Genomic DNA, 15,663 nt, shown 5'->3' with positions numbered 1-15,663 from the left:
TCAGTCCCAGTTTCCGATGTCGGCATCGGGACCTTCGCCGCCGGGTTGGCCGTCCGCACCGAAGGAGTAGAGATCGAACCGGCCGCCGGAGCGCGTGCCCGGGATCACGTACTGGTAGGGATTGCCCCACGGATCCTTCTGTATACGGCGGACATAGCCGCCTTGACGATACAGCGTTGCATCTACCCCCGGAGGCGGAGCGGAGAGGGCAGCAAGGCCTTCGGCGGCGCTGGGATAGTTGTAGAGGTCGAGGCTGTACTGTTCGAGGACGCTTTCAAGGCTGGCGATATCCGACCTTGCCTTCGAAATGCGTGACCGGTCGCCGACCGGGGCGACGTTGACGATGATCAGGGTCGCGAGCAGGCCCATGATGAAGACCACGACCATGAGTTCAACGAGCGAAAAGCCGCGCTGCAGGGCACGGCGGGCCGCATTGCGGCGGGATAGGGCGGGATGGGTCATGAATTCCTCCGTCAACCGAGGGCAAGGGTGTTGAGCTGCATGATCGGCAACATGATCGAGAGCACGATGGTGCCGACGACGCCGCCGAGGACCACGATGATCAGCGGTTCAAGCAGGCTGAGCATTGTGCGGGTGGTGGCTTCGAATTCGCCTTCGAGGAAGTCGGCCGCGCGGTTCATCATGGCGGGGACGTCGCGGGCGGCTTCACCGCTCTGCACCATGTGGGTGAGAAGCGGGGGGAAGGCGCGGGTGGCTTTCATGGCCGATGAGAGCGAGCCGCCCTGCTGGACCTTTTCGATGATGGCTGTGGCCGCCTCGCGGAAGACCGTGTTGCCCATGGCGCCGCGGGCGGCGGAGAGGGCTTCGAGGACGGTTGCGCCGGAGCTGGCGAGCGTCGCGTGTACGCGGGCGAACTGGGAGGCCGACAGGGTACGGATCAACGGGCCGATGAGCGGAAGGCCCAGCAGGAAGACGTCGAGCGATCTGCGGAAGGCCGGCGTGCGCAAGGCCTGTGTGAACAGGAAGGTGACGCCAGCGACGATAAGCGCGATCAGCCAGCCCCAACTGCGCACGAGATCAGATGTGCCGATCACGAGGCGGGTGAGCACAGGCAGCTCGGTGGTGCCGAGCATGGCGAACTGTTCGACCAGCTTGGGCACGACGAAGACCATGAGCGCCGACACCATCAGCATCGCCATGACGCCGAGCACGGCCGGATAGACCAGCGCCGCGCGGGCGGTGGCGGTCATGCGGTAGGTGCGCTCGAGATTGGTGGCGAGTTGCTCAAGTACGGGGGGAAGGCGGCCGGCCGCTTCGCCTGCGGCAACAACCGAACGGTAGAGCGGCGGGAAGGCAGCGGGCGCGGAGCGCAAGGCATCGGCCAGCGATACGCCTTCGAGGACCTGCGCGCGCACGCCGAGCACGAGCGCTTTTACCGATTTCGGATTGCCATCAGCGGCGGCGGCGGTGAGGGCTTCCTCAACGGTCATGCCGGATTGCAGCAGGACGGCGAGCTGGCGCGTGAAGAGGGTGCGTTCCTTGTGGGACAAACGGGCTCGCAGGCGCTGGCCGCCGGCTTTGGCGTGACCCGCCTCGTGGATCTCGACCGGCGTCAGTTGGCGCGCGCGCAATTCGCGGCGGGCGGCGCGGGCCGTGTCGGCGGAGATGACGCCGCTGGTGCGCTGGCCGTCAGCCGTCAGAGCCTTGTAGTCAAACGCTGCCATTAGACCAGGACTCCCTGCGGCAGACGTGGAGCAGTTCTTCCGGGCTGGTCTCGCCCGAGAGGACGTGGCGCAGGCCGTTGGTGAAGAGCATTTCGGCATTAGAGAAGGCGGCGCGTTCGATCGCCTCTTCGCTCGCCTGTTCGTGGATCAGGCGCTTGATGTCGGCTTTGACGACGAGCAGTTCATAGACGCCGAGCCGGCCGGAATGGCCGGTGCGGGCGCAGGCGTCGCAGCTGCCGGGGTGGTAGAAGGTGCCGGTGAAGTCGGCCGGGAGGCCGAGACGGGCAAGCAGGGCAGCGTCCGGCTGGAACGCCGTTTTGCAGAGCGGGCAGAGGCGGCGCAGCAGGCGCTGGGCGAGCACGGCGCGCAGGGTAGAGGCGAGCAGGAAGCTCTCGATTCCCATGTCGCGCAGGCGAGTGATGGCGCCGGCTGAACTGTTGGTGTGTACCGTGGAGAGAGCGAGGCGGCCTGTGAGGGCGAATTCCAGCGCGACTTCGGCCGTTTCGGCGTCGCGGATTTCGCCGACCATGACGATGTTCGGATCGTTGCGCAGGATCGAGCGGAGCGTGGCGGCGAAGGTGAGGCCGACCTTGTGATCCATCGGTGTCTGGCTGATGCCGTCGAGGCCGTACTCGACCGGATCTTCGAGCGTCATGATGTTGACGCGGCCCGTGTTGAGCAGGGCGAGCGAGGAATAGAGCGTGGTCGTCTTGCCGGACCCGGTGGGGCCGGTGACGAGGATCACGCCGTTGGGCTCTGCGAGGACCGCCTTGAAGCGGTCATGGGTGGCGGCGTCCATGCCGAGACCGTCGAGGCCGATCAGGGCCTGACGGGTGTCGAGGATGCGCAGGGCCACGCGTTCGCCATAGCGAGTGGGCAGAGTCGCGACGCGCACGTCGAGCGCGCGCCCGCCGAGTGACAGCGAGACGCGGCCATCCTGCGGCATGCGTTTCTCGGAAATGTCGAGCCGGCTCATCACCTTGATGCGCGAGACCAGGGGCGCGGCGATGCGGCGCGAGGCGACGAGAACTTCCTGGAGCTCGCCATCAATGCGGTAGCGGATGGAGAGCTTTTCCTCGAAGGGGTCGATGTGGATATCCGAGGCGCGGCGCTTTATGGCGTCGTGCAGGAGGCCGTTGATCAGGCTGACGATGGGAGCGTCGCCTTCGCCGGCCAGAAGGTCCTCCGTCTGCGGAATACCGTCGAACAGGGCCTCGAGATCCTGCTGCTTCTCGGCGGCGGCTGCGGCTGTGCCGTCGAGCGCTCCGCCGCCGAAGCCTTCAGACAGGAGGCGTTCGAATTCGACCGAGGAGTGCAGTTCGAGTAGGAAGGCCTGGCCGAGGACGCGGCGGACCTCAGCGAGGGCGAGCGGACAGGCACCTTCACGCACCGCGACGGTTAGGGGCTCGCGGCCCGGGATGACAGCGAAGCCCTTGTCCTTCGCGAACGCATACTGGACCTGCGCGCGCATGGGACGCCTACCTCGACGTGCTGGCCGCCGGCCCCATCGGGCCTGCATTGCCCAACACGTCTGCGACGAAGTGATCGATGGAGCCTTCCGGCGTGACACCGCGCATCAGTTCCTGACCGCGCACATAGAGATATTTCTGGTCGGTGAGATCGCGGGCATCTTCCTTGCTGCGCACGATGGTGGGGCGCAGGAAGACCATCAGGTTGCGGCGGACGGAGGCCTTGCCATTTGAGCGGAACAGCCGGCCGGCCACCGGGATATCGCCCAGCAACGGCACCTTGGACCCGCGCAGCATATCGGTCTGTTCCACGAGGCCGCCGAGCACGATGATTTCGCCGTCATCTGCGAGCACGCTGGCCGTGATCTCGCGTTTGTCGAGGATGAGGTCAGGGGTGACCGTGCCGACGCTGCCGAAGACGCTGGAGACTTCCTGGCGGATGTCGAGGCGGACAGTATCGTTTTCGCCGATGCGCGGAGTGACCTCGAGCTTGATGCCGACATCTTCGCGCTCGACCGTGCGGAACGGGTTTGAGTTGGAATCGCCGAGCACCTGTCCGGTTGTGACCGGAACTTCCTGACCGACGATCAGCGAGGAAGTTGCGTTGTTGAGGGTCATGCCGAACGGAGTCGAAAGGATTCGCGAGTTTGTATCATTCTCGACCGCGTTGAGAATGACGCCAAACAGGCTGTCACCAGACTGTCCGCCGAAGCCCAGGGTGAGGCCGCTGGAACCCGTCAATGAGCTGATCGCTGCGTCACGGAAGGGGTTGTCCGTGGTGAGATCCGTGAAGGCGTCCGTCACCAGGGCGCCGGTCAGCGCCAGGAGGTTCGGCGCCGAGCGCGAGAAGTTGGTGGAAGCAAAGGGCACATCGCTGTTGCCAGTGCCCGACAGCAGGAACTGAAGGCCAAGCTCCTTGGTCGTGTCATCCGACATCTCGACGATGATCGCCTCGACCATCACTTGCGGGCGGCGCACATCCAGCGCCGCGATGACCTTTTCCATGGCAACCAGCGTTTCGGCATTGCCGCTGATGATCAGGGAGTTCGTGGCCGGGTGGTGCGAGATCGACTGGGACGCCGGGGACGTGTCAGACGGCGCGCGCTGAGCGGCCATGCTCTGGCCGAGTTGCTCGAGGATCGGAACGATCTCGGCGGCGTCGGTATAGTTCAACGGAATCACGCGGATATTGTCGCGCTGTGGCTCGGTCTGGTCGAGCTGCAGGGCAACGCGGCGCGCGCGCTCGACAGAGGCCGTGTCGCCGCGCAGCAGGATGGCGTTGCTGGTCTGCGATGCGACGGCGACGAAACGGCGCGCATTCTGCGTCTGACCGCCGCTTGAGGCGGGATCACCCTGCAGGCGGTTCAGCACGGCTTCCATTTCGAGCGCGGGCACGTTGCGCAGCGCCACCGTTTCCGTAACCGTCTGGTCTCGGTCGATCGTCTCGATCATCCGGCGGACGCGCTGGATATTAGAAGCATAGTCGACGATGACGAGCGTATTCGTATTAGTGTTCGCAGCGACCTGGCCCTGGCTGTCGAGGATGGGCTTGATCTGCTGGGCGACATCCATTGCGTTGGCATTGTCGAGCTTGAAGATCTCGGTGACGAACGCATTGGCGCCCTGGCCGGAGGTCGGCGCTTCGGTGGCCGCGATGGCTTCCGGCACGATCCGGTAAGTGTCCTTGCCGGCCGGGATCGCGGCGAAGCCCTGAACGCGGAGCGTCGTCAGGAAAACCTGGAATACCTCGGCAGACGTCATCGGGGTCTGGGAGACGACCGACACGCGCACCTTGCGGACATCCGGGTGGGTGATGAAGGTGTAGCCGGTGAGCATCGACACATCGGCGATGAGCGTGTTCAGCTCGACATCATCGAGCTTGAGAACGTGTTTTTCCTCAGACGTTGGCTGCGCCTGGGCGCCCGCGATCTGGGACACGGTAAGCGCGGCGGCGGCCGCAAACAGGATCCGGTTTTTCATTGGGAAAGGCTTGCGTTGGGCGCGACGCGCAGGCGGACGATGGCGCCCTGACGGACGACATCGAGTGCCACATCCGTTCCTGTCGCGACCGTGCGATTGATCTGGTCGGGGCGCATACCCTCGATGGCCTGCCCGTTGATGCGCAGGATCAGGTCACCGGCTTTGAGGCCGGCTTCTTCGAAGGCGCCATTGCCGCGCGGTGCGAGGCGGTAGCCTGAAACTTGCCCGCCGCGATATTCCGGCGTCAGGATCGTGTCGGCGGCGAGGCTGGCCGGCGTGACCTCAAAGGCGGGGGCGATGTCGGCGGAGGTGAACAGGGCGGCGCTGTCCATGGACGGCGCTGTTTCCGGCGTGGGTGTCGAAGGTGCAAAAAGTTCGTGATTGGCGGGATAGAGACTTAGCAACTCGAGCGTGCCATCTCGGCTGAGATGCACCGAATCCACTGTCACGTTCACGAGGACGACGCCGGGCATGACCTGATCGCCCGGCACGAACCGTGCCTGATGGCCATCCGGATATGAGATGACGGCGCTGCTGGCGATCGTGTCGCCTTCGACAGCGCGCACACCGGCGAGTTTGAGATCAAGCGTTGTTTCACGGCTGGTTGTCTGGCTTGCCAGTTCCAGCCCATTTGGTCCGTCGAACGGGTTGATCTGAACCAGCAGGGCTTGTTCGGGCAGGCTGGAATCAGGCACCTGCGACGCAGCAAGGTCGAGCGGGGCAGGTACTGCAGCGCCTGGCGCGAGCGCGACCCAAGCCAGGCGCCCGAGGAGCAAGCCCGCCGTCACCGTGAGGAGCGATTCGACCGCCAGACGGCCGGCTTGCTCAACGCGCGCGTAAGGAACGCTTCTTTCCATTCTGAAAAGTGCAACCATCCGAAACCCCTTGGATCCGCCCCTGCACGCTAATCACACTTGTGCGACAGTTCCGCGACGAAACGGTTCCATTTTTGTTTCAGTCACGAGACCGTTGCGCCAAGGCAACGGTCTCCGACTGCAATGCGGCCGTGGTCCGCGTACGCGCAGGTTAAAACTCCGTGCTCAGACCAAGAGAGATCGTCGTGCCGACGTCATACTGGTTGACCTGAACGTATCCGCCGCTGCCCGACTGGTATTCGTCGAAATCCTGGCCGAGCAGGTTCTGGGCCTTGAAGTCGAACGTGAATTCACGGCCGCGGAGTTCCAGACCTTTCTTGTAGACGAGGTCCAGGTTGATGCCGGGATCCTGCACGAAGTCAGGCTGACCACCGGGACCGCGCGCGGTGATGCGCTCGCTCGCATAAGTGGCAAGCAGCGTGAGCTGCGACTTCGCGGCTTCGTCTTCCCAACCGAGCTGCAGGTTTGCGAGGTGCTCGGAGAGACCTTGCAGCTGCGAGCCATCGACGATGAAGTTTGTGGCCGGACGCGGCTGGCCCGCGGCCTGCAGCGGATAGACCACATCGCCGGCGCCGGCCTGCACGTCCGATGTCGTGTAGGTGTAGTTGGCCTGGACGAGGAAGTCCTTGGAACCGAGGAAGGGGCCGCTGAAGGGCGATTCGAAGGTCCGCTTGAACTCTGCCTCGGCGCCGGTGAGGATGGCTTTCGGTGCGTTGAGGTAGGTCTGGAACACCGAGGCACTCTGGGTGACAACCACGGCTTCGACCGGCTTGTCGAGATCCTTGTAGAACACACCAAAGGTGAGCGACTGGCCGCGGTCGAAATAATACTCGTAGCGCGCGTCGATGTTGGTGATCTCGGTGTCGGTCAGGTAGGGGTTGCCGATGAAGATGCGGCTGCTGTCCGGGTCGTAGTATTGCTGCGGTGCCAGTTCGCGGAACTGCGGACGTCCGATGGTCTTGGAATAGCCGAGGCGGACCTGCTGGTCCTCGGCGAAGTTCCAGGTCAGCGTGCCGGCGGGAAGGATGTAGTTGTTCTTCACGCTCGGTGCGCCGGTGGGCGCGGCTTCCGACGCAATCAGCGACAGCGGTGTGGTCGACTGGACGGCGTTTTCATAACGCACGCCGAAAGCGACGCGCACCAGCGGAAGGACTTCTGCGTCGATCTTGCCGTAGAGGCCGACGACTTCGAGATCGGCGTCATAGGCGGCCGAGCCGGATGCGCCGGTGATCTCGCGAAGTTCGAACCCGTTGACCGGGTTGATGTTGTAGTTCGCGAACAGGTAGTCGGCGCGCTCCTGGGTCAACAGGAAATCGAGCGGCGGGTTGGCTGGGATGAACTGGAAGATGCGCTGCTGGGCGCTGCGTTCGTCCTTGTAGGCTTCGAAACCGGCCGAGTATTCGATGTCGCGTGCCGAGGAGACGGGTTGGGTATAGGTGACATCTGCGCCGGCGCTGATCACCTTATCGTCCAGGTAGCTGAAGGACAGGTTGTTGGCCGAGCCATTGCCGGTGGGGTTGTACACATAGCCAGATAGCACAGGCGAATCGACATAGCGGATGTCGCGCTCGTACGGGGCGTCGCGTTTGGTCTGCGACAGGGCGGTGCGCCAGTCGAAGGTCCAGGGACCACGGAAGTGTTTGCCGTTGAGCTGTGTGCTGTATAGTTCGCGCTCGTACCAGGCGGTGCGGTGAGTCCGGGTGAAGCGCGATGCCAGATCGTCGAAACCTTCGGTCGACCGGGCTTCTTTCGAGGTCCGGCGGATGTAGAGGTTGGTCCAGTCGATCTTGTCGTCGCCGAAATCGAGGCCAATGCCGAGCATGCCATCGAGACCGATGTCCTGCGTGGTGCGGGTGTAGTCGAAGTAGGACGGCGCGAGCAGGATGCCGCCGCTGATCTCGCCGACTTCCTGGCGGCCTTCGCGCGTGCGCCACTCGTTACTGTAGCCGAGAACGCCGACGATGCCGAGTTCGAACGAGCCCATGTCGAAGGAGGTGCCGCCTGAAGCCGAGTAACTGCCGTCGAGCGGGATGTTGTCGTTCTGCTGGAGCAGGTTGATCTCGGCATTGGTGAAGCTCGTGCCGATGGCCTGAAGCTCGGTCGGCGTGAAGTTGCCGTTCACGATACGCTGGCCGGTGGCCATGGCGCGCCGCACCGGTCCGGGCAGCTTGCGGGTGCCATCATCGAAGCCGAGGGCGTCGGTGCTGCCGCCGGAATAAACGAGGCCGGACTGGTTGGTGGTTTCGCTGTTCCAGCCGCCGCTGATCTTGAGATCGAGGAAGCTCTCGGTCGGAATGCTCAGCGTGCGCAGATCAATGATGCCGCCGCCAAATTCGGCGGGATATTCCGCAGAATAGGTTTTCTGGACGAGGACGTTCTCGAGAATCTTGGTGGGGAAGAGGTCCAGCGGAACAACGCGCTGGAGCGGTTCCGGGCTGGGCAGGGGCGAGCCGTTGAGGCGGGCGGACGAGTAGCGCTCGCCAAGGCCGCGAACATAGACGAACTTGCCTTCGGCGATGCTGAGGCCGGTGACGCGGGCGAGCGCGGCAGCCGCGTCCGAATCGCCCTGGCGGGCAAGGTCTTCCGGCGCGAGGAAGGCGGCGACTTCCGATGTGCTCCGCAGCACTTCCGGAATGTAACGGCCGAGCACCACGACTTCCTGAAGTTTCAGGTCAGACGGTTCAGCCGTGTTGGTTTCCGGTTCCGCTTCGACGTCCGTTTCGGTCTGTGCGTAAACGAGTTCCGGCGCCAGCATCGCTGTTGAAGCGATCAGCAGCGCCCGGAGAGAGAGCGAGTTGAATTTCATCGGATTGGGCCCTGATAAAAATTGGGATGATGCAGAAAACCGGGGGCCCGATGGGCCCCCGGTCGTCGCAGTTCGGATCAGCAGGCCGGTTGGCCCGGGATGCCGCAGGTCCAGCCCGCGTACCAGGTATCGGAGGCGTTCTGCACGGCGCCGATATAGGTGACGGGGGTCAGGAAGTTCGTGGTGGTCGAGCCCGACAGACCCACGCCGGTGTTCAGAAAGGTCGGGAAGGTCGACGCAGGCACCGCAGTTTCGTTCGCGCCGTTGATGAACCCACCGGTCAGCGTGGAAGTTCCGACGACAATGTTCGTGCCGGCTTCAACCTGGGCCTGGACCTGGGCGTCCGTGAGCGTGCCCGATCCGTGATAGCTGCCACCGGCGCAGGACAGGAATACCGAGTTGAATATCGGGCCGGTCGGCGTGGTGGAGCCCGCAGCGCCGTAGCTGGCGTTGGTGAGCGTCACAGCGCCATCAAGGTTGATGCACTGCTTGGTGGAGCCGTCAGCCGCCGTGATAACCGAGTTGTAGACCCGGCCCGTGTGTCCGCTGTTGAAGGTCAGTGCACGGCCCGTGGTCGCCGACGAACGGGCCACGATGGTCCAGTTCGAATAGGTCGGGCGCGAGAAGAAGTCCGTGGTGTTCGTGCCCCGCGAGCTGGCTTCGAAGCCACGGTCACCGCCGCCGGTACGCTGGTAGATGATCCCGAACTGAGCAGCGCCGCGCCAGCCGGAGTCAAGGTCAAAGCCGTCATCATCCGCGCCAGAAATGACGAGGTGTTTCAGGTTGACGTTGCCGCCGAAGATTTCGATGCCGTCATCCGAGCTGTTGTGAAGCTGGACGTGGTCGATCGTGGTGCCCGAGCCAACGCCGGCCAGGGTGATTCCGTTCAGCTCGTTGCCGGGCGCCAGTTCGAAGCCGGAGAAGGAGAGGCGCAGGTAGCGGATGCGGCCGCTGTTATCGGCGGTCGAGTTGCCGCCGTAGAAGCCGTTGGTGCCTTCAACCTGCGCTTCGCAGGCGATGTTCGGCGGAGTGACGGACGCCGTGGTGCAGCCGTCCGTGGTCGGGCCGCGGCCGGCGATCACGAGACCGCCCCACTGGCCGATAGACGTGTCGGTGGCGGTGCCTTCGACGTTCTGCCGGCTGGTCATGATGACCGGGTTGGTTTGCGTGCCTTCAGCGAAGATCTGCGAACCGCGGTTCACGAGGAGGTAGTCCAGACCCGAGTTGCCGAAGATCGTGACGCCGGCTTCGACGGTCAGGATGCCGGCGGCGCTGCCCGTGAGCGGGCTGAGCGGGTTCGGGCCCTGGTCGGTGCCGACCTGGGTGCGGCCGCTGATGGAGTAGATTGTGCCAGCACGCGCGGGAACCACGAGATTGCCGGTGATGGTGGACGGCAGTTGGCAGATGCGTTTGTTGGAAACGGTGCCGACGTTGGAGAAGCCAGCCGGGCAATCCGCGGCGGGCGTGCCGGGAGTTGGCGTGGTCGGGGTGGGTGTGGTCGGGGTGGGCGTCGTCGGCGTGGGGGCGGGCACGAAGGCACCGACGCCGGGCGAAGCCACATCGCTGGAGCCGCTGCAGGCGCCAAGGATGCCTACGGCCGCGCAACCAAGCAGCGCCGACCGGAAAGGTTTGAGTTTCAGCATGTAGAAGTCTCCGTCCTGATCCCTTTGCGGGCGCTTCGGCGGAGACGTCCGCCGCGCATTTCAGACGATGACACCCGCCTACCCGCGAGCAGAGCCTTAAGAAACGATTGCAACAGTTGCCGCAAGTTTAGATGACGGTTGCGTGACACCGGCTTTTCAGCCGAACTTGTGTCGGATCGGCAACAATTACAGGTTCGTGTAGTATTCAGATGGAAACATTTCGCCCCATCCGCGCTCCCTGAACCATTTGGTGATTACGTACTTGCGGCCCTTGCGAACCTTCATGCCGTGATGGATCGTGTACGGATTGACTGAGCCATCCGGGTTCAGATTGTTCCAGAGCACCGCTTTTCCCTTTTCGGGCAGGATGGTGCGTTCGAGCCGCCGAAACCGCGTGCCCCCGCCTTCTTCGACGTCGTTGAGATAGATCATGAAGGTCCATGTGCGCTGGCCCAGTAGCTGGCAGTACACCTGGTGTTCGTGCGAGCCCGGCACGAAATAGTCGTAGTGCGCGCGGTATTCCTGGTCGAGATCGTAGCGCTGACCTTGTGTGATGTCGCTGTAGGACCAATGGATTCCGATCGCTTCGGCCATCAGCTCGTCCAGCTGCATGATGAGATCGTGGCCCAGCATGCCTATGTCGGAGGTGCGGGACGTGCGGATCTTCGGATCGCCGAACGTGTCTGCTGTGGTGGAGGCACGCAATTGCTGGTCGATCAGGTCGACGACGCTGTCGCAGATTTCTGGCCGCAGGAAATTGTTCCAGACATAGAGCTGTGCCTTGCCGACCGGCACGCGATGGATGTCGGGATGGGTTTGCTCGCGAAGGGTTATGGCCGCTCGGACGAGGGCCGGGTGGTGGACGTCCGAGACCGGGCGCCGACCATCATAAGCTTCCTGCATGAGGGCGCGGATCTGAGGCTCGGTGAGCCCCTTCAGACGAAGAAGCCTGCGCACTTCGAACGGCTCGATACCAGCGCGAAGGCGTACCCAGGTGAAGGTCATCAGTTCGTCGTCGATCGAAATCGTCATGGCGCCAGCCCGGTCGTTTGGGAAACGGTAGGGCAGTTACATGACGGCGCCATGACAAAAGCATGTAGGCAAGCGGCCGCGTGACTGCGTCAAATCGAAAGGATACAAAAAAAGTACAGCACACTGTACATGCTTGACACAAATGCGTCACAGGAACATTGTGACAGTTATGTTACAACGCTCTTCCATTTCCATGTCACTCTTGGTGCTGGCGCTTGCGGCGCACGGATTGGCGACTGCTGAAACAAAACCGACCCCTGTGAGCTTCGCCCAGGCGGCAGAGATTTCGGGAAGTCCGGTCAGCCAGCGCAATGTCGATGGTGCACTGCTCGATCTCGCCAACGCGACACGCATGCAGTCCGCGCTCGCGCCGCTGGCGAACGACGCTGGTCTCGCATCCGTTGCCGAAGCACATGCCCGCGACATGGCGCTGCGCGGCTATGTCGGCTACGCCGATCCGTCCGGCGCTTCGCTACTCGACAAGGTTCGCATGGCTGAGCGCTCTGCGCTCATCGGATCGTTCGGAAGCAGTCTTGCTGTGCTTGATGCCCGCGCGTCGGCCGAGGAAATCCATTCGGCAATCCAGTCCGACGCCGACAATGCCGAGAATCTGCGGCGTGGGTTCACCCATGCGGGCATGGGCACATATGTGGCTGGCGGAAAAATCTATGTGGTGCAGCTGTTCGCGCGGATCGATGGCGCGCTCGAAAAGCCTCTTCCGAGCCGGATGAATGGCTCGACCCTGATCCAGGCCGACCTGTTCAGCGATGACATGACGCCGGTCAGCTGGTCGCTCAGCGACAAGCAGGGCACTCCACTGGCACGTGGATCGGGCCGGCGGATCAGCGGCGCGCAAGGCCGGTCGCTCGAAGGCTTCCTCGACCTCGATGTGGCCGTCGGTCAGGACATCTACACCCTGCGCGGGCCTTACGTTCATCTGAACTGAGCGGCTGCGCCAATCCTTGATGATACGTTAGCAGGCGCGGGCAAATTGATGCCCGCGCCTGCGGCGTTTTCAAACCATATTATGAAAAGGTGGGCGCCGTTCACAGATATAGAGGCGATCCATGCGTGCAGGCGCGTTCCATTCCCATTCGCAGTCCGCTCCGCTGGCGCACCTGAAATTCTACAATGCCGAGGCGCTCGCGTTCCATAACTCACTGGCGGATTATCGCGCCGAGCCTCTGGAGGCTATTCTCCAGACAGCCGTTCTGAAGCATGGCAGAAAACCGTTCCTGACGACGGCGCTGCCGAACGGCTTGTCGGCGACGCTGACCTTTGCCGAAGCCGAAGCGCAGTCTGCCGATCTGGCGCGCTATTTCCGCGAAGTGCTGAACCTCAAGCCGGGCAGCGTGGTCGCTGTGCAGTCGCCGAATTGTATCAGCTATGTGGTCTGCCTGCTCGGGATCCTTCGTGCCGGCCTTGTGCTGTCCAACGTCAATCCGCTCTACACCGAGACGGAAACCCGCCGCCAGCTGCGCGACTGCAAGGCTGAAGTGCTGATCGGGTCGACCCTGTTTGCCGACACGATCGAGGCTGCTGTGAGCGGCACGAATGTGCGCCACGTGATTTCAGTGTCGTTGACCGATTTCTTTCCGGGTCTGCAGCGCGCTGGGCTGGACTTCCTGCTCAACAAGGTCAAGCGAATGGCACGTCCGCTGGCGATCCGGCATGTGACGCTGCGCGAGGCGCTGGAGGTGGGTGGCCAGTTCGCGGTGACGGCGGCTACTTATACGGATGAGCTGTCGCCGGACCGCGATGCGATCTACCAGTATTCCGGCGGCACCACGGGCGTGTCGAAAGGCGTTCGTCTGACCGAAGCCGGACTCGTCACAAATATCGACCAGTTCGTGAGCCTTGCGCCCCAGCTGACGGATCTGGAAGGCAAGACGATGCTTCTGGTCTTGCCGGTCTACCACGTGTTTGGCTTGTTCGCGTCGATCATTGCGCTGCGGCACGGCGTACATGTCGTTCTCGCGCCCAGCCCGCGTCCCTTGTCAAACCTTAAAAAGAGCTTCCGGAAATTCCAGCCGGACATGTTCCCGGGTGTGAATTCGCTGTTCGCGAAATTGATGGAAGAGCCGTGGTTCAAGGCGAACCCGCCGCGCCTGTCCCTGACCATCTCCGGCGCCGCAGCGCTCGATCCCATGATCGCGCAGCGCTGGTGCGAGATGACCTCGACCGAGGTGGTGGAGGGCTATGGCATGACCGAGGCCACGACGCTGCTCGCCATCAATCCACACGACGCGCGCAAGCGTCCGGGGACGGCGGGCCTCCCGCTGCCCGGCACCGAGATTGCGATCATGGACGAACACGGACGGTTCTGCGCGCCTGGTGAGCCCGGCGAGATCGTTGCCAGAGGACCGCAGCTGATGACGGGCTATCTGTTCCGTCCGGACGAGACGGCCGCCGCGTTTGTGGATGGCTGGATGCGCACTGGCGACATCGGTGTGCTGGATACGGACGGTTACCTGCGGATCGTGGACCGCGCCAAGGACATGGTATTGGTTGGCGGCTTCAACGTATTCCCGAACGAGGTGGATGAAGTGCTGAACGCCTGTCCGGGGGTGATGGAGGCGGCCAGCGCGGGCATCAAGGCCCGCAATTCCGAGGAAGAGTTGCATGCCTTCGTCGTACGCCGCGATCCGGCCCTGACCGAGGATGCGATCCTGGCGCACTGCGCTGTTCAGCTTACGGGTTACAAGCGTCCGCGGCAGATCCACTTCGTGGAGGAGCTGCCCAAGTCGCCGATCGGAAAGATCCTGCGCCGGGAGCTGCGGACGATGGTGCCGAATCGCTGAGAACGGTCTCAGGAACAGGGCGTACACCTCAGTATTTAAACGGGTATTGGTCTGATAACCAATGCTAAACAGCTCACGCTTTAGTCTGCGAATCAGAATCACGCAGTTTGAAGTTCCGTATCATGATCTTTTCGCTCCCCCATTTTGAACAGCAGAAGAACGAGGTGCTTCAGCGCTACAGGATCCTCAATGGCGCGGAGGGCTATTTTGCCGGGCAGATCGCTCAGACTGCAGCGCAGGCGTTCGGCGTTCCTATTGTTCTGGCGTCGCTGAATGAACGTTACCGCAGCTGGTACAGCTCGGACTATGGTGTTGATCCCCGAGACGCCGAGCGGCTCGACATCTTCTGCATGCATGCCAATCTCGCTCAATCCGCCTTTGCGATCCACGATGTCCGCCAAGAGCCTCACTTTGCTCTGGACCCCGTTGTAACGGTTTCGCCGAAGATCGCTTTCTTCGCGGGCGCGCCGCTGCGCGATCCGGATGGAAAACGGTTCGGTTCCCTCTGCCTGCTGAGTGACGTTCCGCAGGTCTTTGGGGACGACAAGCTTCAGATGTTGCAGAGCTTCGCCGCTATCATGAGCCAGGACATCTGTGTCCGAAGTGCCGCGCGATATGCGGTGCGCGACCTGATTGAGGCGGAGCATGACAAGTGCGACCTGTTCGATCTGGCTATGACCGACCCGTTGACGAAAGCGCTGAACCGCCGGGCGTTCTATCGCTTTGCGGAACGTGAAGTCTTGCGCTCCAGCCGCCACTGCAAGCCGATGTCGGCGGTGATGTTCGACATCGACCACTTCAAGAAGGTAAACGACGTGCATGGTCACGCGGTTGGCGATGAAGTGCTGACACAACTGGTGTCTTGTGTGACGCGCAACATCCGCGACGAGGACTTGCTGGGTCGTCTTGGCGGAGAGGAATTCGCGCTTGTGCTGCCGGAGACTGAGACGTCGAAAGCAGCTGTCCTGGCCGACCGGCTACGTGAAGCGGTCTCAGAGCTTAGATTTTCGGGCAAAGACGGAAAGTTCAGCGTGTCAATCAGCGCTGGTATCAGCGAGCCGACGCTCCGCGAACTGGACATCATTGCCACTCTGGAGCGCGCCGATCAGGCGCTCTACGTGGCAAAGCAGAATGGCCGCAATCGCGTTGAACTTGCGCCGTCGCGTATCGACGGAATGGGGCGCGCGGTCGCCTGATCAGGGCATTGGCCGATCTGCCCGATCTGGCCCAGCGTGTTGATTGCCGTTGAGAATTGACCCTGGGAGGGCAGAAATTTCCACTGAGAACTGACCCATGTTTGAACCGGTCCCGGGCTTTGGCGAGCGGGGGACCATGGAGTGTTGGACATGGCATTATTGAGCGTTATCCGGCG

The 15,663-nt window shown here is 62.9% G+C and carries 11 protein-coding genes; 3 read left to right on the top strand and 8 right to left on the bottom strand.

Annotation, left to right across the window (positions count from 1 at the left end; all coding sequences use genetic code 11):
- The 8 genes from gspG to GC148_RS15520 all read right to left on the bottom strand — a co-directional run bounded on the left by gspG (position 1) and on the right by GC148_RS15520 (position 11,490).
- Positions 1-462 carry a type II secretion system major pseudopilin GspG gene (gspG, locus tag GC148_RS15555; protein ID WP_291072218.1) on the bottom strand — a complete coding sequence of 154 codons (462 nt, stop codon included), beginning with the start codon at positions 460-462 and terminating at the stop codon, positions 1-3.
- Between the two features lie 11 nt (positions 463-473).
- Positions 474-1,685: a type II secretion system inner membrane protein GspF gene (gene gspF / locus GC148_RS15550; protein WP_291072216.1), complete on the bottom strand. Its 1,212-nt coding sequence runs from the start codon at positions 1,683-1,685 to the stop codon at positions 474-476.
- Positions 1,672-3,156, bottom strand: coding sequence for an ATPase, T2SS/T4P/T4SS family (locus GC148_RS15545; protein WP_291072214.1), 1,485 nt, complete (start codon positions 3,154-3,156; stop codon positions 1,672-1,674). Before GC148_RS15545 ends, gspF begins: the two co-directional genes overlap by 14 nt.
- Before the next feature lie 7 nt (positions 3,157-3,163).
- Positions 3,164-5,134 (bottom strand): type II secretion system secretin GspD, encoded by a 1,971-nt coding sequence (gene gspD, locus GC148_RS15540; protein ID WP_291072212.1) that lies wholly within the window; start codon positions 5,132-5,134, stop codon positions 3,164-3,166.
- Positions 5,131-5,991 carry a type II secretion system protein N gene (locus GC148_RS15535; RefSeq protein ID WP_291072210.1) on the bottom strand — a complete coding sequence of 287 codons (861 nt, stop codon included), beginning with the start codon at positions 5,989-5,991 and terminating at the stop codon, positions 5,131-5,133. The genes gspD and GC148_RS15535 overlap by 4 nt, the downstream gene beginning before the upstream one ends.
- A gap of 169 nt (positions 5,992-6,160) precedes the next feature.
- Positions 6,161-8,815 carry a TonB-dependent receptor gene (locus GC148_RS15530; protein ID WP_291072208.1) on the bottom strand — a complete coding sequence of 885 codons (2,655 nt, stop codon included), beginning with the start codon at positions 8,813-8,815 and terminating at the stop codon, positions 6,161-6,163.
- Positions 8,816-8,892: 77 nt separating this feature from the next.
- A complete protein-coding gene (locus GC148_RS15525; RefSeq protein WP_291072206.1) occupies positions 8,893-10,458 on the bottom strand; it encodes a hypothetical protein in 1,566 nt (521 codons plus the stop codon).
- A gap of 186 nt (positions 10,459-10,644) precedes the next feature.
- Entirely contained in the window at positions 10,645-11,490 is an 846-nt protein-coding gene (locus GC148_RS15520) for a 2OG-Fe(II) oxygenase (RefSeq protein WP_291072205.1), read from the bottom strand.
- Between the two features lie 193 nt (positions 11,491-11,683).
- On the opposite strand from GC148_RS15520, the gene GC148_RS15515 reads away from it, so the two are divergent.
- The 3 genes from GC148_RS15515 (at position 11,684) to GC148_RS15505 (ending at position 15,487) form a co-directional block, all read left to right on the top strand.
- Positions 11,684-12,436 (top strand): CAP domain-containing protein, encoded by a 753-nt coding sequence (locus GC148_RS15515; RefSeq protein ID WP_291072204.1) that lies wholly within the window; start codon positions 11,684-11,686, stop codon positions 12,434-12,436.
- Between the two features lie 121 nt (positions 12,437-12,557).
- Positions 12,558-14,291: an AMP-binding protein gene (locus tag GC148_RS15510; protein WP_291072203.1), complete on the top strand. Its 1,734-nt coding sequence runs from the start codon at positions 12,558-12,560 to the stop codon at positions 14,289-14,291.
- 122 nt (positions 14,292-14,413) lie between these two features.
- Entirely contained in the window at positions 14,414-15,487 is a 1,074-nt protein-coding gene (locus GC148_RS15505) for a sensor domain-containing diguanylate cyclase (RefSeq protein WP_291072201.1), read from the top strand.
- Positions 15,488-15,663 lie beyond the last annotated feature (176 nt).

Origin of the sequence: Hyphomonas sp. (genome assembly GCF_016125515.1) — a bacterium.
Classification (GTDB): Bacteria; Pseudomonadota; Alphaproteobacteria; order Caulobacterales; family Hyphomonadaceae; genus Hyphomonas.
This window is presented reverse-complemented; position numbering and strand designations above follow the sequence as displayed.